At 69.9% G+C, this 23100-nt stretch carries 21 protein-coding genes; 18 read left to right on the forward strand and 3 right to left on the reverse strand.

The window, feature by feature from the left end:
- Positions 1-111: 111 nt before the first annotated feature.
- The 8 genes from infC to ACFY3V_RS37080 all read left to right on the forward strand — a co-directional run bounded on the left by infC (position 112) and on the right by ACFY3V_RS37080 (position 7687).
- On the forward strand, positions 112-765 hold the full coding sequence (infC, locus tag ACFY3V_RS37045) for a translation initiation factor IF-3 (RefSeq protein ID WP_350949193.1): 654 nt from the start codon (positions 112-114) through the stop codon (positions 763-765).
- Positions 766-895: 130 nt separating this feature from the next.
- Positions 896-1090, forward strand: a complete 195-nt coding sequence (gene rpmI, locus ACFY3V_RS37050; RefSeq protein WP_362517752.1) for a 50S ribosomal protein L35 — start codon at positions 896-898, stop codon at positions 1088-1090.
- Positions 1091-1114: 24 nt separating this feature from the next.
- Entirely contained in the window at positions 1115-1498 is a 384-nt protein-coding gene (rplT, locus tag ACFY3V_RS37055; RefSeq protein WP_012892552.1) for a 50S ribosomal protein L20, read from the forward strand.
- 72 nt (positions 1499-1570) lie between these two features.
- Positions 1571-2386, forward strand: a complete 816-nt coding sequence (locus ACFY3V_RS37060) for an RNA methyltransferase (RefSeq protein ID WP_350949176.1) — start codon at positions 1571-1573, stop codon at positions 2384-2386.
- Between the two features lie 79 nt (positions 2387-2465).
- Positions 2466-3548 carry an ATP-binding protein gene (locus ACFY3V_RS37065; RefSeq protein ID WP_350949177.1) on the forward strand — a complete coding sequence of 361 codons (1083 nt, stop codon included), beginning with the start codon at positions 2466-2468 and terminating at the stop codon, positions 3546-3548.
- A gap of 121 nt (positions 3549-3669) precedes the next feature.
- Complete coding sequence (pheS, locus tag ACFY3V_RS37070) at positions 3670-4719, forward strand: phenylalanine--tRNA ligase subunit alpha (RefSeq protein WP_350949194.1); 1050 nt, start codon at positions 3670-3672, stop codon at positions 4717-4719.
- Positions 4719-7289, forward strand: coding sequence for a phenylalanine--tRNA ligase subunit beta (locus ACFY3V_RS37075; protein WP_362905623.1), 2571 nt, complete (start codon positions 4719-4721; stop codon positions 7287-7289). The genes pheS and ACFY3V_RS37075 overlap by 1 nt, the downstream gene beginning before the upstream one ends.
- Positions 7290-7441: 152 nt before the next feature.
- Positions 7442-7687 (forward strand): hypothetical protein, encoded by a 246-nt coding sequence (locus tag ACFY3V_RS37080; RefSeq protein WP_362905621.1) that lies wholly within the window; start codon positions 7442-7444, stop codon positions 7685-7687.
- A 112-nt stretch (positions 7688-7799) separates the two neighbouring features.
- On the opposite strand, the gene ACFY3V_RS37085 is transcribed toward ACFY3V_RS37080, so the two are convergent.
- The 3 genes from ACFY3V_RS37085 to ACFY3V_RS37095 all read right to left on the reverse strand — a co-directional run bounded on the left by ACFY3V_RS37085 (position 7800) and on the right by ACFY3V_RS37095 (position 11606).
- Positions 7800-8405, reverse strand: coding sequence for a Uma2 family endonuclease (locus tag ACFY3V_RS37085; RefSeq protein ID WP_389779933.1), 606 nt, complete (start codon positions 8403-8405; stop codon positions 7800-7802).
- A 55-nt stretch (positions 8406-8460) separates the two neighbouring features.
- A complete protein-coding gene (locus ACFY3V_RS37090) occupies positions 8461-9714 on the reverse strand; it encodes an MFS transporter (RefSeq protein ID WP_389779935.1) in 1254 nt (417 codons plus the stop codon).
- A gap of 230 nt (positions 9715-9944) precedes the next feature.
- Entirely contained in the window at positions 9945-11606 is a 1662-nt protein-coding gene (locus ACFY3V_RS37095) for a class I adenylate-forming enzyme family protein (protein WP_362905617.1), read from the reverse strand.
- 273 nt (positions 11607-11879) lie between these two features.
- Here ACFY3V_RS37095 and argC point away from each other — a divergent pair, with 273 nt between their 5' ends.
- The 10 genes from argC to tyrS all read left to right on the forward strand — a co-directional run bounded on the left by argC (position 11880) and on the right by tyrS (position 22492).
- Positions 11880-12902 (forward strand): N-acetyl-gamma-glutamyl-phosphate reductase, encoded by a 1023-nt coding sequence (gene argC / locus ACFY3V_RS37100; RefSeq protein WP_389779937.1) that lies wholly within the window; start codon positions 11880-11882, stop codon positions 12900-12902.
- Positions 12899-14053: a bifunctional glutamate N-acetyltransferase/amino-acid acetyltransferase ArgJ gene (gene argJ, locus ACFY3V_RS37105; protein WP_362905613.1), complete on the forward strand. Its 1155-nt coding sequence runs from the start codon at positions 12899-12901 to the stop codon at positions 14051-14053. The genes argC and argJ overlap by 4 nt, the downstream gene beginning before the upstream one ends.
- Entirely contained in the window at positions 14050-15012 is a 963-nt protein-coding gene (argB, locus tag ACFY3V_RS37110) for an acetylglutamate kinase (protein WP_350949185.1), read from the forward strand. The genes argJ and argB overlap by 4 nt, the downstream gene beginning before the upstream one ends.
- Positions 15013-15068: 56 nt before the next feature.
- Positions 15069-16220: an acetylornithine transaminase gene (locus ACFY3V_RS37115; protein WP_362905701.1), complete on the forward strand. Its 1152-nt coding sequence runs from the start codon at positions 15069-15071 to the stop codon at positions 16218-16220.
- Positions 16210-17211, forward strand: coding sequence for an ornithine carbamoyltransferase (gene argF, locus ACFY3V_RS37120; RefSeq protein ID WP_362905611.1), 1002 nt, complete (start codon positions 16210-16212; stop codon positions 17209-17211). Before ACFY3V_RS37115 ends, argF begins: the two co-directional genes overlap by 11 nt.
- A 5-nt stretch (positions 17212-17216) precedes the next feature.
- Positions 17217-17723 (forward strand): arginine repressor, encoded by a 507-nt coding sequence (locus ACFY3V_RS37125; protein ID WP_350949187.1) that lies wholly within the window; start codon positions 17217-17219, stop codon positions 17721-17723.
- Positions 17724-17790: 67 nt separating this feature from the next.
- Positions 17791-18999, forward strand: a complete 1209-nt coding sequence (locus ACFY3V_RS37130; RefSeq protein ID WP_350949188.1) for an argininosuccinate synthase — start codon at positions 17791-17793, stop codon at positions 18997-18999.
- A gap of 53 nt (positions 19000-19052) precedes the next feature.
- Complete coding sequence (argH, locus tag ACFY3V_RS37135) at positions 19053-20450, forward strand: argininosuccinate lyase (protein ID WP_350949196.1); 1398 nt, start codon at positions 19053-19055, stop codon at positions 20448-20450.
- Complete coding sequence (locus ACFY3V_RS37140; protein WP_362905608.1) at positions 20450-21082, forward strand: DNA-3-methyladenine glycosylase; 633 nt, start codon at positions 20450-20452, stop codon at positions 21080-21082. The genes argH and ACFY3V_RS37140 overlap by 1 nt, the downstream gene beginning before the upstream one ends.
- Before the next feature lie 141 nt (positions 21083-21223).
- On the forward strand, positions 21224-22492 hold the full coding sequence (gene tyrS, locus ACFY3V_RS37145) for a tyrosine--tRNA ligase (protein ID WP_350949190.1): 1269 nt from the start codon (positions 21224-21226) through the stop codon (positions 22490-22492).
- Positions 22493-23100: the final 608 nt, after the last annotated feature.

Consider the following 23100-nt stretch of genomic DNA (forward strand, 5'->3'; position numbering starts at 1 on the left):
ATCTTGCGTTCGAACGCCCTCGACAGGGTGTGCGTTCTACGACCTCCCGGCACGATCGAGCATGTTGCGGCCTCCTCCCGGACGGCCGCGGATCGCAACCTAGGAGGCCCCATCAGCGCCGAGCCCCGCATCAATGACCGCATTCGCGTGCCCGAGGTCCGCCTCGTCGGCCCGAACGGCGAGCAGGTGGGCATCGTCTCCATTGGCGACGCCTTGAAGCTGGCTCAAGAATCCGACCTCGACCTGGTCGAGGTCGCGGCAACGGCTCGCCCGCCAGTGTGCAAGCTCATGGACTACGGCAAGTTCAAGTACGAGTCCGCGATGAAGGCACGTGAGGCGCGCCGTAACCAGGCGTACACCATCATCAAGGAGATCAAGCTTCGGCCGAAGATCGATCCGCACGACTACGAGACCAAGAAGGGTCACGTGGTGCGGTTCCTCAAGGCCGGCGACAAGGTCAAGGTCACCATCATGTTCCGCGGGCGGGAGCAGTCCCGGCCCGAGCTGGGCTTCCGGCTCCTGCAGCGGCTGGCGGAGGACGTGACGGAGCTCGGCTTCGTCGAGTCCCAGCCCAAGCAGGACGGTCGAAACATGATCATGGTGATCGGGCCGCACAAGAAGAAGGCCGAGGCCAAGGCCGAGAAGGCCGCCGCCAAGGCGCGACATGACGAGAACCCTTCGGGGGACGCGTCATCGGCCGCGGACGGGACGCGCGTCAACGACGAGGTGTCCGTCAACGGAGCGGTGGCGGCTCCGCAGGAGTAACTCGCATAGCCTGGATCGTCAGGTAGTCGCGAGATCAGTCCGAGACCGGGTCCGGTCTCGTAGTCAGGCACGCCCTTGACTTGGGTTACCGGCCCGGGACATCGGCACGATCGAGGGAGAGACGGCTGAGATGCCGAAGATGAAGACGCACAGCGGTGCGAAGAAGCGGTTCAGGCTCACGGGTTCCGGCAAGCTTGTGCGCCGCCGCGCCAACCGTGCGCACTACAACGAGCACAAGCCGTCCACCTTGACGCGTCGTCTCAAGCCCGAGGTCGTGCTCTCCGAGGCCGACGCCAAGAAGATCAAGAAGCTGCTCGCTAAGTAACCGCCCCCGGGGAGATAGATACACATGGCACGCGTGAAGCGGGCGATCAACGCCAAGAAGAAGCGCAAGGTCGTTCTCGAGCGGGCGAAGGGCTACCGGGGTCAGCGATCCAGGCTGTACCGCAAGGCCAAGGAGCAGATGCTCCACTCGATGACGTACGCCTACCGCGACCGCAAGGACCGCAAGGGCACCTTCCGCCGTCTCTGGATCCAGCGCATCAACGCCGCTGCCCGCCAGAACGGCATCACCTACAACAGGCTCATCCAGGGCCTGCGGCTCGCCTCCATCGAGGTCGACCGCAAGATCCTCGCCGACCTCGCGGTCAACGACGCCGCCACGTTCGCGACGCTGGTGGAGGCCGCCAAGAAGGCGCTTCCCGCCGACGTGAACGCGCCGGTCGCCGGCTGAGCGAGGCACTGACGACCGTGCGGCCCGCAGCGATGACGCTGCGGGCCGCATTCGCATTCTTGGGGGACGGGCATGGCCGGGTCTGAGCTGACCAACATCAAGTCACCGCGGGTCAAGGCCGCGCGGAGGCTGACGAAGCGGGCCTTCAGGGACCGCGACCGTTCCTTCCTGGCAGAGGGGCCGCAGGCGGTCCGCGAGGCGCTGGCACTGGACGGGGTCGTGGTGGAGCTGTTCGCCACGGCCGAGGCCGAGTCGCGTCACGCCGACGTCGTCGCCGCCGCCACCGCCGCGGGGGTGCCCGTCCATCGGGCCAGTGGCGAGGTGATGGCCGAACTGGCCCAGACCGTCACCCCCCAGGGGTTGCTGGCCGTGTGCCGCTTCGTGCACGTGCCTCTGGACACCTCCGTCGTCTCCGGCTCCACCTTGGTGGCGGTGCTGGCCCACGTCCGTGATCCCGGCAACGCGGGCACCGTGCTGCGTACGGCCGACGCCGCGGGCGCCGACTCCGTCCTTTTCACCGACGCCTCGGTCGACCCCTACAACGGCAAGTGCGTGCGGGCGAGCGCAGGCAGCCTGTTCCACCTTCCCGTCACCACGGGCGTCCCGGTGGCGCGGGCGGTGGAGCACCTGAAGGGGGCCGGGCTGCGGGTGCTCGCCGCCGACGGCGCGGGCAGGCAGACCCTGGACGACGTGGACCTGTCAGGCCCGACGGCCTGGATCTTCGGTAACGAGGCGTGGGGGCTCCCCGAGGAGATCCTGAAGCTGGCGGACGAGGTCGTCCGGGTTCCCATCTACGGGCGGGCGGAGAGCCTGAACCTCGCGACCGCCGCCGCGGTCTGTCTGTACGCATCTGCCCGTTCTCAGCGCACCGGCCCCGGCCCCGGGTGACGCCGCCCGCCCGGCGAGGCTGCCGTACGGCGTGAGAAACCCGCTATTGTCGGCGATGTAGCGTCGAGGAGGCGGGGTCGTGCACGGCGAACACACCGGTGAGCGGAGCACCGAGGCCGCTTCTGTGATCGACGTCGACGAGCTTCCCGACGGCCTCGTGGTGACCGACGGTGACGGCCGCGTGCTCACCGTCAACCGGTCCGCGGCCCGCCTGACCGGCGTCACCCGCGAGCGGGCCGCGGGGCGGCACCTGCGCGACGTGTTCTCCTTCCACGACCACGACGGGCGCGACTGGTGGAAGTGGTTCGACCCCTACGGCGGCCTGTCCAGCAGGGCCCGCCAGCCCGAGCTGCCGCTGCGCACCTCCGGCGGCCAGGAGCTGCTGGTGGCCGCCCGGCTGGTGCGCGAGCCCAGGCGGGGTGGCGCGGTCGTCCGGGTGGTCATCACGTTGCGCGACGCCGGGGCCCGCGCCCGCCTGGAGCGCAGCCGCGCCGACCTGGTCTCCACCGTCGCCCACGAGCTCCGCTCCCCGCTGACCAGCGTCAAGGGGTTCACCGCGACCCTGCTGGCCAAGTGGACCCGCTTCACCGACGATCAGAAGCTCGTCATGCTGGAGACCGTCAACGCCGACGCCGACCGGGTGACCCGGCTGATCACCGAGTTGCTCGACGTGTCGCGCATCGAGTCGGGGCGGCTGGAGATCCACCGCCAGGTGGTCGACGTACCGGCCAGGATCTCCAGGATCATCGCGGGCCGGGTGGCCGCGGGCGAGCCGGAGGACCGCTTCGTGCTCCAGGTGCGCGGTGAGCTGCCCGAGACCTGGCTCGACCAGGACAAGATCGATCAGGTGCTCGCCAACCTGATGGAAAACGCGGTGCGGCACGGGCGCGGTACGGTGACAATAGTCGTCGAGCCGAGTGAATGGGGAGTGAGCGTGTCCGTCCGCGACCAGGGGGAGGGCATCCCGCCCGAGCTGGTCACGCGCGTCTTCCGGCAGTTCTGGCGGGGCAACGCCCGCCGCCGGGGTGGCACCGGGCTCGGCCTGTTCATCGTCAAGGGGCTGATCGAGGCTCACGGCGGCACCATCTCCGTGCAGCGCGGGCCCGAGGGCGGCGCCGAGTTTCGATTTATGGTGCCCACCGGCACCCCCGACTTCGCCTGATCGCGAATGTCGGCCCGGTGGGCTTACCCGACTAGACTCATGGCCGCTCAAGCCCTGGATTCGGAGCTCTCTCTTGTCAAACTACGACCCGGTCGAGGTGACCCCGCTGCACGCCGACGAGATGGCGCGCATGCAGGCCGAAGCGCTCGACGCCATCAAGGCGGCGCGCGACCTCGAAGAACTCAAGCAGGTGCGCCTCGCGCACGCCGGTGACCGCTCGCCGATCGCCCTGGCCAACCGTGAGATCGGCGCACTGCCTCCGGCGGCCCGCTCCGAGGCGGGCAAGCGCATCGGCGGCGCCCGCCGGGCGGTCGCCGACGCCCTCGCCGAGCGGCAGGCACAGCTGGAGGCCGAGCGCGACGAGCGGGTCCTCGTCGAGGAGACCGTCGACGTCACGCTGCCCTCCACCCGCGCCCCCCGCGGCGCCAGGCATCCGCTCACCACCCTTCAGGAGCGCATCGCCGACGCCTTCGTCGCGATGGGCTACGAGGTGGCGGAGGGGCCCGAGCTGGAGGGGGAGTGGTTCAACTTCGACGCGCTGAACATCTCTCCCGACCACCCGGCGCGCTCGGAGCACGACACCTTCTTCGTGGAGTCCGTCGACTCCGGCAAGGTGCTGCGCACCCAGACCTCTCCCGTCCAGATCCGCGCGCTGCTCACCCGGGAGCTCCCGGTCTACGTGATCTCGCCGGGCAAGGTGTTCCGCACCGACGAGCTCGACGCCACCCACACCCCGGTCTTCCATCAGGTCGAGGGGCTGGCGATCGACGAGGGCCTGACCATGGCCCACCTCAAGGGCACCCTCGACCGGTTCGCCGAGGTGATGTTCGGTGAGGGCATCACCACCCGCTTCCGGCCCAACTACTTCCCGTTCACCGAGCCTTCCGCCGAGATGGACCTGAAGTGCTTCGTCTGCCGCGGCGCCTCCGCGCTGCCGGGCAACCCGTACTGCCGCACCTGCAAGTCGGAGGGCTGGATCGAGTGGGGCGGCTGCGGCATGGTCAACCCGCGGGTGCTCGTCGCCTGCGGCGTCGACCCCGCCCGCTACAGCGGCTTCGCCTTCGGCATGGGCGTCGAGCGCACCCTGATGTTCCGTCACAACGTCGAGGACATGCGCGACATGGTCGAGGGAGACGTCCGCTTCACGCTTCCCTTCGGAATGGAGATCTGATGAAGGTCCCGCTTTCATGGCTGCGGGAGTATGTCGATCTCCCCGCCGTCACGGCGCACGAGATCGCCGAGAAGCTCACCGCCGCCGGGCTCAAGCTCGAATCCGTCACCTCCTACGGTCACGACATCAAGAACGTCGTCGTGGGCGAGGTGATCTCCTTCGAGACGCTGGAGGGTTTCAAGAAGCCCATCCGCCACTGTCAGGTCGAGGTGGGCGAGGCCGCGCCACGTGAGATCGTCTGCGGCGCGACCAACTTCGAGGCCGGCGACCGCGTTCCGGTCGCGCTGCCCGGCGCCGTGCTGCCCGGCGGATTCGAGATCGCCTCGCGCAAGACCTATGGGCGCCTGTCCGACGGCATGATCTGCTCGGAGGCGGAGCTCGGCATGGCCGACTCCTCACCCGGCATCCTCGTGCTGCCCGCCGGCACCCCGATCGGCGCGGACGTGGTCGAGCTGCTCGGCCTGCGTGACGACGTGCTCGAGCTGGAGATCACTCCGGACATCGGCTACGCCCTCTCGATCAGGGGTGTGGCCCGCGAGGCCGCCACCGCCTTCGACTCGGCGTTCATCGACCCCGCCGACGTCTCCCCGCCCGCCGCGTCGGACCCGTCCTATCCGGCCTCGATCGCCGACCCGTCGGCCTGCGACCGCTTCGTGCTTCGTGAGATCCGTGGGTTCGACCCGTCGGCGCCGAGTCCGCTGTGGATGCGCGCCCGGCTCTCCCGTGCCGGTATGCGCCCGGTCTCGCTCGCCGTCGACGTCACCAACTACGTCATGCTGGAGATGGGCCAGCCGCTGCACGCCTTCGACGCGGCCAAGCTGACCGGCGAGATCGTGGTGCGCAGGGCCGAGCCGGACGAGACGCTGGAGACGCTGGACCACGTGGTCCGAAAGCTCCACCCGGACGACATCCTGATCACCGACGGGTCGGGCGCGATCTCGATGGCCGGCACCATGGGCGGCCTGCACACCGAGATCTCCGACACCTCCACCGACATCGTGATCGAGGCGGCCCACTTCTCCGCCAGCGGCACCGCGCGCATGTCGCGCCGGCACAACCTGGTGAGCGAGGCATCCAAGCGCTTCGAGCGGGGCGTCGACAGGGAGCTACCGCTGTACGCCTCCTGGCGTGCGGCGGAGCTGCTGGCCGAGCTCGGCGGCGGTACGATCCAGCCGGGCGTCACCCACGCCGAGGTGGAGGTCGAACCGGTCCACATCGCCGTCCCGAGCGGCTACCCGGGCAGGGTCGCGGGCGCCGCCTACGACCGCGAGACGGTGATCCGCCGCCTGGAGCAGGTCGGCTGCACGGTGGAGAGCTCCGCCACCGCGACCGGATCGGTGACGAGTGGCACGGCAGGCGGCACCGCCGCCACGGGCGACCCGGCCTCCGCCGGAATCGCCGCGAAACTCGCGGTCACCGGTGACGACATGCTGGCGGTCACCCCACCCTCGTGGCGGCCCGACCTGACCGACCCGAACGACCTCGCCGAGGAGGTCATCAGGCTGGAGGGCTACGAGAACCTGCCCTCGATCCTGCCCGCCGCCCCCGCGGGCGCCGGTCTCAGTGAGAGCCAGCGCCTGCGCCGCAGGGTGGGCCGCGCCCTGGCCGCCGCGGGATACGTCGAGATCCTCGCCTACCCCTTCACCGGGGAGCACGATCTCGACAACCTGCAGCTGCCCGCCGACGACGCGCGCCGTGTGGCCGTACGGCTGGCCAACCCGCTCAGCGAGGACGAGCCGCTGATGCGGACGACCCTGCTGCCCGGCCTGCTCAAGACGCTGGTACGCAACGTGGGCCGGGGGTTCGGCGACGTGGCGCTGTTCGAGGCGGGTCTGGTCTACCGGCCCTCGTCCGACGTGCCCTCCGTCGCTCCCGTGCTGGGCGTCGACCGCAGGCCGAGCCCGGAGGAGCTCGCCTCGATCGAGTCCGCGCTGCCCGCCCAGCCGCTTCGGGTCGGGGTCGTGCTGGCCGGAGAGTTCGAGCCGTCCGGCTGGTGGGGCAAGGGACGCCCGGCCGGCTGGGCGGACGCCGTCGAGGCGGCCCGCGTGGTGGCCGCGGAAGCCGGCGTCACCCTTGAGGTCCGCGCGGACCGGCACGAACCCTGGCACCCTGGTCGTTGCGCCGCGCTGTACGCCGGTGACGTGCTCATCGGTCACGCCGGTGAGCTGCACCCGCGCGTCGTCGAGGCGTACGGCCTGCCGCCGCGCACCTGCGCGATGGAACTGGAGCTGACCCGGCTGGAGTCGCTCGCCGCCGGTTCGCCGCAGGCTCCGGCGATCTCCGCCTACCCCGTCGCGAGCCAGGACGTCGCGCTCATCGTCGACGCGGCGACCCCGGTGGCCGCGGTGGAGGCGGCGCTGCGCGAGGGGGCGGGCCCGCTGCTGGAGTCGATCCGGCTGTTCGACGTCTACACCGGCGCCCAGGTCGGCGAGGGCGGAAAGTCCCTCGCCTACTCGCTGCGCTTCCGGGCGTCCGACCGGACGCTCACTGTGGAGGAGACCACCGCGGCCCGTGACGCGGCCGTGGCGCTGGCGGGGGAGCGCACCGGGGCGCGACAGCGCGGAGCCTGACCGGTTCACAGGGGGGCTCGGGGCGTGTCCCGGGCCCCTCTTCGCCGTACCGGGCTGGGATGTCCGTTTCCTGGGAGGTGATGGCGTATGCCGGTCGCTTGGGGCGGATCGCCTGCCGGAGCGGAGAAGAGCTTTGTCCGGGAGGAGGGGTGATGAGGCATCTGCTGGTGTTCGCCGAGCGTGACGACGCCGAGGAGGTCGCCGAGATCGTGGCTGTGGAGTTCCCGGGGATCGGGGTGCCCGAGGTGGTGAGGGAGACCCTCGCGGGCGAGGACGACGCCGAGGACGCTCAGTGGCTGGTGGTCATCGAAGACCCTTCCGGCGCGCTGTCGCCGGAGGGGTTTACCCGGCTGGAGGCGCTGGCCGAGAGGTACGAGGGCTGGTGCGAGAGCGGATGAGGCGCCGGTGTGAGACACGGCCCCGGCCGGTGGGCTCCGCCCAAGGGCGGGAGTGTCCGGCCGGTGCGGCGAAGCCCGCCTCGGGGGTGTACGGAGCGCGGGGCCAGACCTCTTAGAGCTGGTCGATGTCCGTCAGGTCGATGTCGATGTCGAACGGTGCCGAGATCTTGAGCCGGTCGTGGTGGATGCCGGTGAGAACGTAGGACCTGGCGACCGGGTCGAGCTCGTAGACATAGACGGCGGGCTTTCCCGACTGGTTCTCGACCAGCCAGAAGTGCGCGATGCCGGCCTCGGCGTACAGCGTCGGCTTGCGGTCGCGGTCGCGCTTTTTGGAGTCGGGGGAGATGACCTCCACCGCCAGCACGACATCCTCGGCCCGGTAGAAGGTCTGCTCCGGGCTGTGCTCGGCGGAGGCATGGATGACGCTGATGTCGGGCTCGGGCCGCTGTTGCTCGCCCAAGACGACGCTCATCTCCCGGCGCGCTCGCAGATCGGCGGGTGCGGCGCGGCGAAGGGCGCCGACCAGTAGATCCACCGCTCGCGTGTGAAAAGAAGCCTGAGGACTCACGAAGACCAGGCTTCCATCAATTAACTCTGTGTGTGCGGGCAATTGCGGAATGCGATCGAGATCCTCTGCGACGAACCCCTCCGGCGGGGGGAAGGCCCAGTCGGGCAGTGAGGACTCCGTCATCTCAGGGCTCCGAACGTCGACCGTCATGGTCTCACAGTAGCAATGGGATTGCGTTCCGTGAGGATGTTCGCCGGTGCCCGTCTCAGGCGCGGGCGGCCTCCTCGCGGCGGGCGCGCTCCCTGACCGCGTGCTCGTCGGTGCGGGCGTCGTAGGTGCGGAACCTCGGCAGCAGTGCGGCCATCGCGGCCACCGCGCCGACGCACAGCAGCCCGCCGGCGCCCAGGGAGAAGCGGGTGCCGCCGAGCTGGGCCATCAGGCCGGCCCTGGCGTTGCCGAGCATCGGGCCGCTGGTGTAGGAGAGCAGCTCGATCCCCGCCAGACGGCCGCGGAACTCGTCGGGGATGGTCTGGTTCCAGATGGTCGAACGGAAGACGCCGCTGATCATGTCGGCGGCCCCGGCCACGGCCAGGAAGGCGAAGATGCCCCAGACGTTGGGCATCAGCGCCGCCAGCGCCACCGCCACCCCCCACACGGCCGCCGCGACGATCACGCCGAGGCCGTGCCGGTGCACGTGCGCGGTCCATCCGGAGGTGACCGAGGCGATCAGCGAGCCGATGGCGGAGGCGGAGAAGAAGAGTCCGAGAGCCTCGGGGGCGCCCAGCTCGTCGGCGAGGAACGGATACAGTGCGGTGGAGAACGCGAAGATCATCGCGGCGATGTCGACCAGATAGGTGCCCATCAGGTCGGATCGGCCCACGGCGTAGCGGACCCCCTCGATCAGGGAACCGATCGAGGCTTCGGGACTGTCCTCCAAGCGCGGCTGGGCCCGGACCATCCAGAGCAGGACCAGGGAGGCAAGGAAAGTCACGACGTTGATGCCGTACGCGGCGGCGACGCCGAACCAGGCCGCGATCAGGCCGCTGAGGCCCGGGGCGACGATGGCGCCCAGGTTCCACCGGAATGCGCTGAGGGCGGCGGCCGCGGTCAGCTGGTCGTGCCTGACCACGCGCGGCAGCAGCGCCTCCAGGCTGGGCCGCTGCAGGCTGCCCAGCCCGGCCGAGAGCGCGCCGACCACGTACAGCACCCAGACCTGTGGTTTCGGCAGCAGCGCGTTGAGGGTCAGGATCGCGACCGTGAGGCAGAGGCCCACCTCGGTGAGGAGAATGATCTTGCGTCGGTCGAGGGCGTCGGCGATCGCCCCGCCCCAGAGCCCGCACACCACCATCGGGACGAACTCGGCCACGCTGACCAGGCCGACCGCCAGGTAGGAGCCGGTGAGCTCCTTCATCTGCAGCGGGACCGCGACCAGTGTCAGGAAGGTGCCGAACATCGTGATGACGCCGGAGCCGAAGAGCAGCCGGAAGTCACGCGAGTCGCGCAGAGGGCTGAGATCCATCGCCAGACGGCGAAGCAGGGATTTGATCGGTCGATCGGCGTTTTCCGGCACGAGCAGTCAGTGTCGACGGTGACCTGTGCGAGGGCAAACCATTTTCCGAACAGGTCACCGTCGGGGTGGGGTATCGGAAAACCGTTTCCGGCGCGGGGAAGGCGATGAGGACGGGACGCCCGGCCGCATGTGGTCCCCCGGGGTCTCCTGCGGGTGTCCTGCGGGTACGGAGCGGTGTGTCAGAGGTTGAGGACCTCCTGGCGCAGGCGGGTCTTGAGGATCTTGCCGCCGGGGTTGCGGGGGAGCTCCGTCTCGCGGACCCAGAACCTGACCGGGATCTTGAAGGGGGCGATCCGCTCGCGCAGGAAGGCCCGCAGTTCCTCGTCGCTCGCCGGGGACGACAGGCGGAGCACCGCGCCGACCTCCTCGCCCAGTTCCTCGTGAGGGATTCCTATCACCGCGGCGTCCTCGACCGCCGGGTGTTCGAACAGTGCGGCCTCGACCTCGGCGCAGTAGACGTTCTCGCCGCCGCGGATGACCATGTCCTTGGCCCGGTCCACGATGAACACGAACCCCTCCTCGTCCACCCTGGCAAGGTCTCCGGTGTGCAGCCACCCGTCGACGATGGTCTCCGCGGTGGCCTCGGGCCGGTTCCAGTAGCCCAGGATGACGTTCGGGCCGCGCAGGCAGAGTTCGCCGACCGCGCCGACCGGCACCTCGCCGCCACCCGGGTCGGCGATCCGCACCTCGACCACGGCCATCGGCAGGCCGATGCTGTCGGGTTTGGCCAGGTAGTCGGCTCCGGTGTTGCTGATGGCGAGCGCGGTGGTCTCGGTCATGCCGTACCCGTTGGAGGAGGAGCGGTTGGGCAGCTGCTCGGTGATGCGCTCCAGCAGTTTCGGCGGGGCGGGGGCGCCGCCGTACCCGAGGCCGCTGAGGCTGGAGATGTCGTACTTGCCCAGGTCGGGGTGCGACAGGAGCTGCCACACGTTGGTGGGGACGCCGGTGAGACCGGTGATCCGCTCGCGCTCGATCAGCTCCAGCGCGCGGCCCGGGTCCCACTTGTACATCAGCACCAGGCCACCCCCGCTGAACATGGTGGTGGTCAGCACCGCGAAGCAGCCGGTGGCGTGGAAGAGCGGCACGGTGAGCAGGGTGATCCGCCGCTGCCCCGAGGTCTCACCTGGATCCTTGCCCGCCCTGATCGCGCCCCGGTACATGCCGTAGGCGACGGTCATCGGCGACTGCCCGAGGTTGCGGTGGCTGCCGAGCGCGCCCTTGGGGCGGCCGGTGGTGCCGGAGGTGTAGAAGATCGTCGCCGGGTCCTCGGGGGAGAGGTCGACCGGTGGCAGCGTCACGTCCGCCTCCACCTCGCCCAGCACGTCCTCGAAGGAGCGGGCGCCTTCGGGTGTCTCGCCGCGGGTCACGATGAGCGCCGGGCCGGGCCCGGCGAGCCCGGCCGCCCGTTCTCCGTCGGCGATCAGCACCTTGGCCCCCGAGTCGGCAAGCCCGTACTCCAGCTCCTGCGGCGTCCACCACGCGTTGAGCGGTACGGCTATCGCCCCCGCGGCCAGCGCGGCCGAGAAGGCGATCACCCATTCGGGGTAGTTGCGCATGGCGATGGCCACCCGGTCGCCCTTGACCACGCCGTAGTCGTCCACCAGGCGTCGCGCGAGCGTGGCGGCCAGCCGGTAGTGCTCCTCGTAGGTGATGCGTTCGTCCTCGTACGCCAGGAAGACCTTGTCGCCGTGGAACCTGCTCGTCTCGAGAAGTGCCCGGAAGTCGCGGGGCGCGTGCTTCCAGGTTTTGACGGTCCCGCCGTGGCTGAGGATCTCTTCCGTCTCGAAAAGCTGCCCCGGTGCGGTGAGCCGGGCCTGGAGCTGGTCATGGGTGACAGTCATGCGTTCGCACTCCCGGAGGACGAGGGGCCGGAAACGTCACGATACCGACCGGTAGGTACGTGCAACAGGGCCGAAACATGACCGATGGCCTCGTGCCCGTATTCACAAGTCGCGAAGCGTGATTTTCTGATCTTTCAGCCTGGGTGGGGTATTTCTGAGCCTGGAAGCCCGTCGCCCTCGCCGGGCTTGCATGGCAATCCTTCAAGATGCATAATCTTTCTAGTAAGTCCATGAGAAGTAGTGCATGAATATGCAGAAACCGAGAGGGGTCGGATGAGAGCGGCGATCGCGGGTGCCAGCGGTTACGCCGGAGGTGAGCTCCTGCGCCTGCTGCTGTCCCACCCCGGCATCGAGATCGGCGCGCTGACGGCGGCCTCAAGCGCGGGCACCGCCCTCGGCGCCCACCAGCCACACCTGGCCCCGCTGGCCGACAGGATCCTGCTGGAGACCACTCCCGAGACCCTCGGCGGCCACGACCTCGTCTTCCTCGCCCTGCCGCACGGGCAGTCGGCCGCCGTCGCCGAGCGGCTCGGCGACGGCACCCTCGTGGTCGACTGCGGCGCCGACTTCCGGCTCGCCGACCCCGCCGCCTGGGAGCACTTCTACGGTGGCGTACACGCGGGCACCTGGCCCTACGGGCTGCCCGAGCTGCCGGGGCGACGCGAGGAGCTGCGCGCCACCCGGAGGATCGCCGTGCCGGGGTGCTACCCGACGGCCGTCACCCTGGCCATGTTCCCCGCCTTCGCCGCCGGACTCGTCGGCCCCGACGTGGTGGTGGTCGCCGCCAGCGGCACCAGCGGGGCCGGCAGGGCGCCCAAGCCGAACCTCCTGGGCAGCGAGGTGATGGGCTCCGCCAGCGCGTACGGTGTCGGCGGCGTCCACCGGCACACCCCGGAGATGGAGCAGAACCTCTCCCCCCTGGCGGGTGAGCCGGTCACCGTCTCCTTCACCCCCGTGCTGGCACCGATGAGCCGCGGCATCCTCGCCACCTGCACCGCCCCCGCCAGGCCCGGCCTCACCCCGGCGGTCCTGCGCGAGGCGTACGAGACCGCCACCAAGGACGAGCCGTTCCTGCGGCTGCTCCCCGAGGGCCAGTGGCCCGCGACCTCGATGACCCTCGGCGCCAACACCGCCGCTCTCCAGGTCGTCCTGGACGAGCGTGCGGGCCGCGTCGTCGCCGTCGTCGCCATCGACAACCTCACCAAGGGCACGGCCGGAGGCGCGATCCAGAGCGCCAATCTCGCCCTCGGCCTGCCGGAAGAGTTCGGCCTACCTCTCAATGGAGTCGCCCCATGAGCGTGACCGCACCTCTCGGCTTCCGGGCGTCGGGTGTCGACGCCGGGATCAAGTCCAGCGCCGACCGCGACCTGGCACTGATCGTCAACGACGGCCCCTCGCGCGCCGCGGCCGGGGTCTTCACCAGCAACCGGGTGAAGGCCGCGCCGGTCCTGTGGTCCGCCCAGGTGCTGGCCGGAGGCCGGGTCCACGCCGTCGTCCTCAACTCCGGCGGCGCCAACGCCTGCACCGGGCCGCTCGGCTTCCAGGACACCCACGCCACCGCGGAGAAGGTCGCCGAAGCACTGGGAGACTCGGCGGGGGAGATCGCGGTCTGTTCCACCGGCCTGATCGGTGAGCGGCTGCCGATGGACTCGCTGCTGGCCGGGGTCGACATCGCGGTCTCCCAGCTCGCCAGGGACGGTGGCCTGGCCGCCGCCGACGCCATCCGCACCACCGACACCGTCTCGAAGATCTCCTTCAGAAAAGGCGAGGGCGGCTACATGGTCGGCGGCATGGCGAAGGGCGCGGGCATGCTCGCCCCCGGCCTCGCCACCATGCTGTCGGTGATCACCACCGACGCGGACCTGCCCGCCGAGCACCTCGACGAGGTGCTCCGTAAGGTGACGCGGGTCACCTTCGACCGCCTCGACGCCGACGGCTGCATGTCCACCAACGACACCGTGCTGCTCCTGGCCAGCGGCGCCTCCGGGGTCGTTCCCGACCTCGCCGAGTTCGAGCAGGTGCTTCTCGCCGTCTGCGCCGACCTCGCCCGCCAGCTGCTGATGGACGCCGAGGGCGCCTCCAAGGCGATCGCCATCGAGGTCGTCGGAGCCGCCTCCGAGGACGACGCGGTCACCGTCGGCCGCACCGTTTCCCGCTCCAACCTCTTCAAGTGCGCCATCTACGGCGAGGACCCCAACTGGGGCCGGGTGCTGTCGGCCGTCGGCACCACCGACGCCGTGTTCGAACCCGACAGGCTCAACGTGGCGATGAACGGCATCTGGATCTGCAGGGGCGGCGCCGCGGGCGACGACCGCTCCAAGGTCGACCTCACCCCGCGCGAGGTGACGATCACCATCGACCTGTCGGCGGGACCGCATTCGGCGACGATCCACACCACCGACCTCACCGCGGAGTACGTCCACGAGAACTCGGCGTACTCCACATGAGGCGCGCCGAGGCACTGACGAAGGCCACCACGCTGATCGAGGCCCTGCCCTGGCTCGCGAGTTTCCACGGCGCGACCGTCGTCATCAAGTACGGCGGCAACGCGATGACCGAGGAGCACCTTCGCGAGAAGTTCGCCGCCGACGTCGTCTTCCTGCGCTACGCCGGGCTCAAGCCGGTGATCGTGCACGGGGGAGGGCCGCAGATCAACGCCCAGCTCGACCTCCTCGGCATCGAGTCCACCTTCACCGCGGGGCTCAGGGTCACCACCCCCGAGGCCATGCAGGTCGTCAGGATGGTCCTCGTCGGCCAGGTCAACCGCGACGTGGTCGGCCTGATCAACCGGCACGGGCCGTTCGCGATCGGCATGTCGGGCGAGGACGCCCACCTGTTCACCGCCGTACGCAAGCACGCCGTCGTCGACGGCGTCGGCGTCGACATCGGCCAGGTCGGCGACATCGTCAAGGTCGAGGCGGGAGCCGTGCGGGCGCTGCTGGACGACGGACGGATCCCGGTGATCTCCTCGGTCGCGCGCAGCGACGACGGCACCGTCTACAACGTCAACGCCGACACCGCCGCCGCCGCGCTCGCCGTGGCGCTCCAGGCCTCCAAGCTGATCGTCCTGACCGACGTCGAGGGCCTGTACCGCGACTGGCGCCCCGGCACCGACGAGAACGAGATCATCGAGCAGCTGTCCGCCACCGAGCTGGAGAAGCTCCTGCCGAGCCTGTCCAGCGGCATGATCCCCAAGATGGAGGCGTGCCTGACCGCCGTCCAGGGCGGCGTGCCACGGGCCCACGTGCTCGACGGCAGGGTGCCCCACTCGGTGCTGCTGGAGATCTTCACCGACGAGGGCATAGGAACCATGGTGCTGCCGGACGCCGCCGAGGCGGCGGCCGCGCCGGAGCCGGTCAGGCGGCGGCCCGAGGCCCCCGCCCAGCTGAAGGGGAACGACGAGTGAGCACGCAGGAAAGCCCCGCCGGAGAGGCGCTCGCCAGGCGCTTCGAGGCCGCCTTCATGGCCAACTACGGCGTGCCCCCGTTGGCGCTGGCCCGAGGCGAGGGCGCGAGGGTCTGGGACGTCGACGGCCGCGAGTATCTCGACCTGATCGGCGGCATCGCGGTCAGCTCGCTCGGCCACGCCCATCCCGCGCTGGTGGAGGCCGTCTCCCGTCAGGTCGCCACGCTCGCCCACACCAGCAACCTCTTCCTGCACGAGCCCGAGGTGCTGCTCGCCGAGCGTCTGCTCGGCCTGCTCAAAGCCCCGGCCAAGGTGTTCCTCAGCAACTCCGGTACCGAGGCCAACGAGGCCGCGCTGAAGCTCTCCCTCAAGTACGGCAAGTCGAACGGCCGCACCTACTTCGTGGCCGCGGAGAACGCCTTCCACGGCCGTACCCTCGGCGCGCTCGCCCTGACCGGCAAGCCCTCGATCCGCGACCAGTTCGGCCCGTTCTCGATCGATGTCCGCTTCGTCCCCTACGGTGACGCGGACGCGCTCAAGAACGCGGTCACCGGCGAGTGCGCGGCGGTCTTCCTCGAACCCACCCAGGGCGAAGCGGGCGTCGTGCCCCCGCCCGAGGGCTACTTCACGGCCGCGAGGGAGATCTGCGACGCCACCGGCGCGCTGCTCGTCGCCGACGAGATCCAGTCGGCGATCGGCCGCACCGGGCACTGGTTCGCCCACCAGCACGAGGGCATCCTGCCCGACGTGCTCACCCTGGCCAAGGGCCTCGGCGGCGGCATGCCGATCGGCGCCTGCGTCGGCTTCGGCGCGGCGGCCACCGTCCTCGCCCAGGGAGACCACGGCTCCACCTTCGGCGGAAACCCCGTCTCCGCCGCCGCCGCGCTCGCCGTCCTCGACACCATCGACAGGGACGGCCTGCTGGAGCACGTCCGCACCCTCGGTGCCGAACTCGTGGAGGGCATCGCCGCGATCGACCACCCGCTGCTCGCCGGTGTCCGCGGCCGGGGGCTGTGGCGGGCCGTCGTGCTGAGTGATAACCGCTCCGCCCAGGTCCAGGCCGCCGCGCAGCGCGCGGGCTTCCTGGTCAACGCCCTCCAGCCCGACGCGGTACGGCTCGCGCCCCCGCTGGTGATCACATCCGCCCAGGTCGCGGCCTTCGTGGCCGCCCTTCCCGCCATCCTCGACGAGGCCGCAGATGCCCAGTAACCTCGCCGGACAGGCGCACGTCAGGCACTTCCTGAGGGACGACGACCTCTCGCCCGCAGAGCAGGCCCAGGTGCTCGACCTGGCCGAGGCCGTGAAGAAGGACCGCTACGCCTACCGCCCCTTCGAGGGCCCGCAGACCGTCGCCGTCCTCTTCGACAAGCACTCCACCCGCACCCGCGTCTCCTTCGCGGTCGGTATCGGCGAGCTCGGCGGGCTCCCCCTCATCCTCGACGCCGGATCCTCCCAGATGGGCCGGGGCGAGTCGATCGAGGACACCGCCCGAGTCCTGGAACGCCAGGTGGGCGCGATCGTGTGGCGCACCTCGGGCCAGGAGAGGATCGAGGCCATGGCCTCGGCGTCCTCGGTGCCGGTGGTCAACGCCCTCACCGACGAGTTCCACCCCTGCCAGATCCTCGCCGACCTGCAGACCGTGCGGGAGCACTTCGGCAGGACGGCGGGGCTCACCCTGGCCTACTTCGGGGACGGGGCCAACAACATGGCCCACTCCTACCTGCTCGGCGGGGCCGTCGCGGGCATGCACGTGCGGATCGCCACCCCCGCTGGATACCTGCCGGACGCCGAGATCCTCCGGCGGGCCGGCGAGGTCGCCGCCGAGACCGGCGGATCCGTCGCCGTCCTCGCCGACCCGGCCGAGGCCGCCGCGGGCGCGGACGTGATCGCCACCGACACCTGGGTCTCCATGGGCCAGGACGGCAAGGAACAGCGGATCGCCGACCTCATGCCGTACCAGGTCAACGCCGCGCTGATGAGCCGGGCCGCCCCCGGCGCCGTCGTCCTGCACTGCCTGCCCGCCTACCGCGACCTGGAGATCTCCGCCGAGGTCCTCGACGGCCCGCGGAGCCTGGTGTGGGACCAGGCGGAAAACCGGCTGCACGCCCAGAAGGCCCTGCTGTACTGGCTGGTCTCGATGGCGGGCCGCGACGGGTCCCGGAACGCCGACCCCGCGGGTGACACGCCCGGAGGCGGGTGATCCGCGTGACGATCCCGATGACCAAGGTCGCCCGCCAGGCACGGATCGCCGATCTCCTGCAGCGGCAACCGGTCAGATCCCAGCCCGAACTGGCCAAACTCCTGCTGGAGAGCGGTGTCGAGGTCACCCAGGCCACCCTCTCCCGCGACCTGGACGAACTCGGCGCGCTCAAGCTGCGCGCCGAGGACGGCTCCCTGGTCTACGCCCTGCCAGGGGAGGGCGGCGGCCGGATAGGGCTCGCCAGGCTCGGCACCGGAGAGTCACCCGCCGCCAGGCTCAGCAGGTTCGCGGAGGAACTCCTCGTCTCCGCCGAGGCCTCCGCCAACCTGGTCATCGTCCGTACGCCGCCGGGCGCCGCGCAGTTCCTCGCCTCCGCCATCGACCACGCCGACTGGGAGTCCATCCTGGGCACCGTCGCGGGAGACGACACGATTCTCGTCATCAGCCGCGACCCGATGGGCGGGGCAGCTGTCGCCGAGGGATTGCTGCGGCACGCCGACCGACGTATTTAGCCTGCTCAGGCGGTCATCCCTGGCAACATCTGACTCCTGTGCCAACAAGATCTTGGAGATATCCATCATGACCGACCGGGTCGTACTCGCATTCTCCGGAGGACTCGACACCTCCGTCGCCATTCCCTTCCTCGCCGAGAAGACCGGTGCCGAGGTCGTCGCGGTCGCCGTGGACGTCGGCCAGGGCGGCGAGGACATGGAGGTCATCCGCAAGCGCGCCATCGACTGCGGCGCCGTGGAGTCCGTCGTCGTGGACGCCCGCGAGGAGTTCGCCACCGACTTCTGCGTGCCCGCCCTGCAGGCCAACGCCCTCTACATGGACCGCTACCCCCTGGTCTCCGCCCTGTCGCGGCCGCTGATCGTCAAGCACCTGGCCGCGGCGGCGAAGGAGTTCGGCGGCACGCACGTCTCGCACGGCTGCACCGGCAAGGGTAACGACCAGGTCCGCTTCGAGGCCGGCCTGGCCGCCCTGTACCCCGAACTCAAGGTCATCGCCCCCGCCCGCGACTACGCGTGGACCCGGGACAAGGCGATCGCCTACGCCGAGAAGAAGAACCTGCCGATCGAGACGTCCAGCAAGAACCCGTACTCCATCGACCAGAACATCTGGGGCAGGGCCATCGAGACCGGCTTCCTCGAGGACATCTGGAACGGCCCGATCGAGGACATCTACGCCTACACCGCCGACCCGGCACAGCCGCGCGACGCGGACGAGGTCATCATCAGCTTCGTCAAGGGCGTCCCCGTGGCGCTGGACGGGCGTCACCTCACCCCGTTCCGGATCATCGAGGAGCTCAACCGCCGCGCGGGCGCCCAGGGCGTCGGCCGCCTCGACATGGTCGAGGACCGGCTCGTCGGCATCAAGTCCCGAGAGGTCTACGAGGCGCCGGGCGCCATCGCCCTGATCACCGCCCACATGGAGCTGGAGAACGTCACCGTCGAACGCGACCTCGCCCGCTTCAAGCGGTCGGTGGACCAGCGCTGGGGCGAACTCGTCTACGACGGCCTCTGGTTCTCCCCGCTCAAGAAGGCCCTCGACACCTTCATCGCCGAGGCACAGGAGCACGTCACCGGCGAGATCAGGATGACCCTGCACGGCGGCCGGGCCACCGTGACCGGGCGCCGCTCCGAGGCGTCGCTGTACGACTTCAACCTCGCCACCTACGACACCGGCGACACCTTCGACCAGTCCCTCGCCAGGGGATTCGTCGAGCTGTGGAGCCTGCCCTCCAAGATTGCCTCCGCCCGTGACGCCCGACCGGTCCGATTGGGCTAAGGTCGCGGATTGAACTGGGAGGGAGAACAACGGTGACTGATGGTGGCAAGCCCATGCGGCTCTGGGGCGGCCGGTTCGAAGGAGGTCCGGCCGACGCGCTGACCAGGCTCTCGGTGAGCGTGCACTTCGACTGGCGGCTGGTGCCGTACGACCTGATGGCCTCGCGCGCGCACGCCAGGGTGCTGCACCGCGCGAACCTGCTGAGCGACGACGAGCTGGCGCGCATGATCGGCGCCCTGGACGACCTGGAGCGCGCCTGCAAGGCGGGCGAGTTCCGGCCGACCGTCGCCGACGAGGACGTCCACACCGCACTGGAGCGCGGCCTGCTGGAACGCCTCGGCACGCTCGGAGGCAAGCTCCGGGCCGGTCGCAGCCGCAACGACCAGGTCGCCACCGACCTACGGCTCTACCTCCGCGACCACGTCAGGCACATCGTGTCCAGGCTGGTGGAGCTGGAGACCGCGCTGATGAGCCAGGCCGAGGAGCACGCGGAGACCGCGGCCCCCGGTATGACCCACCTGCAGCACGCGCAGCCGGTCTCCTTCGGCCACCAGCTTCTGGCGCACGTGCACGCCTTCGCCCGCGACATCGATCGCCTGCGCGACTGGGACAGGCGCGCCGCCGTCTCCCCGCTGGGAGCGGGGGCGCTGGCCGGATCCTCCCTGCCGCTCGACCCCCGGGCCGTGGCCGGAGAGCTCGGCTTCGACTCCGCCGCGCCCAACTCGATGGACGCGGTCGCCGACCGCGACTTCGCCGCCGAGTTCCTGTTCGACGCGGCGATGATCGGCGTGCACCTGTCGCGGCTGGGCGAGGAGATCGTCCTGTGGGCCTCGCAGGAGTTCCGCTGGATCGAGATGGACGACGCCTACTCCACCGGCTCGTCGATCATGCCGCAGAAGAAGAACCCCGACGTGGCCGAGCTGGCCCGAGGCAAGAGCGGCCGTCTCATCGGCAACCTCATGGCGCTGCTGACGACCCTCAAGGGCCTGCCGCTGACCTACAACCGCGACCTGCAGGAGGACAAGGAGCCGGTGTTCGACTCCGTCGACAGCCTGCTGCTGGTCCTTCCCGCGATGGCCGGACTCGTCGCGACCATGCGCGTCAACACCGCCAAGCTGGAGGCCTCGGCCCCCGACGGGTTCGCGCTCGCCACCGACCTGGCCGAGCTGCTGGTCCGCAGGGGGGTCGCCTTTCGCGAGGCTCATGAGGCGGTCGGGCACCTGGTCGTCTGGTGCCAGGTCAACGACAAGGACTTCGGCGAGCTCACCGACGAGGAGCTGGCCAAGGTCTCACCGCACTTCACACCCGACTCCCGTGAGGTCCTCTCGGTGCCCGGCGCTCTGGCGGCCCGCAAGGCGCACGGCGGTACGGCACCCGACCGGGTCCGCGACCAGCTCATCGCGCTGCGGGAGATCGTCGACGCTCAGGCCGCCTGGGCGAGCGGAAGCTGATGCGGGGCGAGGACCGGTCCGACACGCCGCTGGCCCGCGGCTTCTTCGACCGGCCCGCCCACGAGGTCGCCCCCGACCTGCTGGGACGGGTGCTCGTACACGGACAGGTCACGTTGCGTCTCACCGAGGTCGAGGCCTACGGGCTGCCGGGTGAGGACCCCGCGTCGCACACCTACCGGGGCCGGACGCCACGTAACGCGGTGATGTTCGGCCCACCGGGTCACCTGTACGTCTATTTCACGTACGGTATGCACTTCTGCGCCAACCTCACGTGCCTCCCCGAGATGATCGGCTCCGGTGTGCTGCTGCGGGCCGGAGAGGTGATCTCCGGCGTGGAGACCGCCCTGGCCCGCCGGAGCGCGGGAAGCACCAAGCCCGTCAGGGAGGTCGATCTCGCCAGGGGGCCGGCGCGACTGGCGGTGTCGCTCGGATTCACCCGCGAGCACAACGGGCTCGACGCCTGCGCCCCGGGATCACTCTCCGTGATCGAGGGTGAACCTGCCAAGGCGTCGTCCGTCCTGTCGGGGCCACGCACCGGTGTCTCGTCAGGAAAGGAGACCCCGTGGCGCTTCTGGATCGACGGCGAGCCCACGGTCTCACCCCACCGCCCGCATGTCCCGCGCCGGCGGTAGGCCGCGCATGCTCTCCCTTGCCGATCTTTCTCCCGACTGTCCTGGGGCGCGAGAAGGGTTTCGAGTGGCGCGGTGGTGCCGTGATCGGGCAGGGTGTACGAGAGCGCTAAATGTCCCTTCGAGCATTGGAAAGCAAGGATCGTGACCGACATTCTGGATGACCTCGCCTGGCGCGGCCTGATCGCGCAGTCCACCGACATCGACGCCCTGCGCGCGGCGATGGCCGAGGGTCCGATCACGGTCTATTGCGGCTTCGACCCGACCGCACCCTCCCTGCACGTCGGCAATCTGGTCCCGCTGCTCACCCTCACCCGCCTCCAGCGGGCGGGCCACCGGGCCATCGGCCTGGTGGGAGGCGCGACGGGCCTGATCGGCGACCCCAGCGGACGGAGCACCGAGCGCTCGCTCAACTCCTCCGACGTCGTGGCCGAATGGGTGGCGCGGATCCGCGTCCAGGTGGAGAAGTTCCTTGACTTCTCGGACGAGAAGACCGGGATCCTCGTCAGCAACCTCGACTGGACCGAGGGCATGTCCGCGATCGACTTCCTGCGCGACGTCGGCAAGCACTTCCCGGTCAACCGGATGCTCGCCCGCGAGTCGGTCTCGGCCCGACTGGGCGGAGAAGGGCTCAGCTACACCGAGTTCAGCTACCAGATCCTGCAGGCCAACGACTACCTGGAGCTGAACAGGCGCCACGGCTGCACGCTCCAGATCGGTGGCAGCGACCAGTGGGGCAACATCACGGCGGGAACCGACCTCATCCGCCGGGTGACAGGAAGCCACGTGCACGCCCTCACCGTGCCGTTGATCACCAAGGCCGACGGGACCAAATTCGGCAAGACGGCCGGCGGCGCGGTCTGGCTCAACCCGGAGATGACCTCCCCGTACGCGTTCTACCAGTTCTGGCTGAACGCGGACGACCGTGACGTGGTGAAATTCCTCAAGATCTACAGCTTCCGGTCCCGTGAGGAGATCGAAGGGCTGGAGAAGGCCGCCGCCGAGCGGCCCGCCGGGCGCGAGGCGCAGCGGGCGCTCGCCGAGGAGTTCACCACGCTGCTGCACGGCGCCGACGAGTGCGCCGCGGTGATCGCCGCCTCGGCGGCCCTGTTCGGCCAGGGCTCCCTGCAGGAGCTGCCGGCGCGCACGCTGGGGGAGGCCCTCGCCGAGGTGCCGCGTGCGGAGGTCCCCACCTTGGGGGCGTCCTTCGTCGACCTGCTCGCCGAGAGTGGCCTGGTCAAGTCGAAGTCGGAGGCGCGCCGAGCGGTGAAGGAGGGGGGCGCCTACCTCAACAACGTCAAGGTCACCGACGAGGCGTACGTGCCGTCCGCCGATGATCTGCTCCACGGACGCTTCCTGGTACTGCGCCGTGGCAAGCGTTCCGTCGGCGGCGTCGAGATCCTCGCGCCCTGACTTTTCCTCCGCACATCCGCGCACTGGTGTGATGTGGATCTTCCGTGTTGTCCCGGTCTTTGTTGGTTTTTGGCCTTTGGTCAGGTCAACGCGGAAGATCCCGAGCGGTCGGCGTCCGGCTCCGGCCGGGATACCGGCCGTCTTGTTGAGTAACGTTCCGGTAGCGAACGCTCCTGGTTTTCCTAAGCAACCGCGCTGACCTGCGGTTTTGTTGGGAGCAGCTGATTTGACGATGCTTCGAAGGGCGCATAATCTTTTCAATGCCCCGGAGCGAGCCGGACGCCGATCGGCGGACGGGCCCAGGGCCACTCCACCTGAACGAACCTGAGCGTTCGGACTCCGCGTAGGTCACCGGAAAACCGGTTGAGTTCGCTGTGTCCTGGATGGCAGGGTTGGTTCAGTGGGTTGCCTCGAGAGCGAGGCGGAGAGAATCCTAGCGAGTTTACAGGTTTTGTGACAATACGGCTGCCGGTCAGCAATTTGACACAATCTTGATAGGCTTGTACGGTTGAAATACGAAATGGAACGCCCCGGAGTTCTGCCGGACCGGTTGGTCGGGTGTGGGTGATGGTGTACGCGTCCGTTTCTTGAGAACTCAACAGTGTGTT

This window comes from Streptosporangium sp. NPDC000095, assembly GCF_042899335.1.
Classification (GTDB): Bacteria; Actinomycetota; Actinomycetes; order Streptosporangiales; family Streptosporangiaceae; genus Streptosporangium.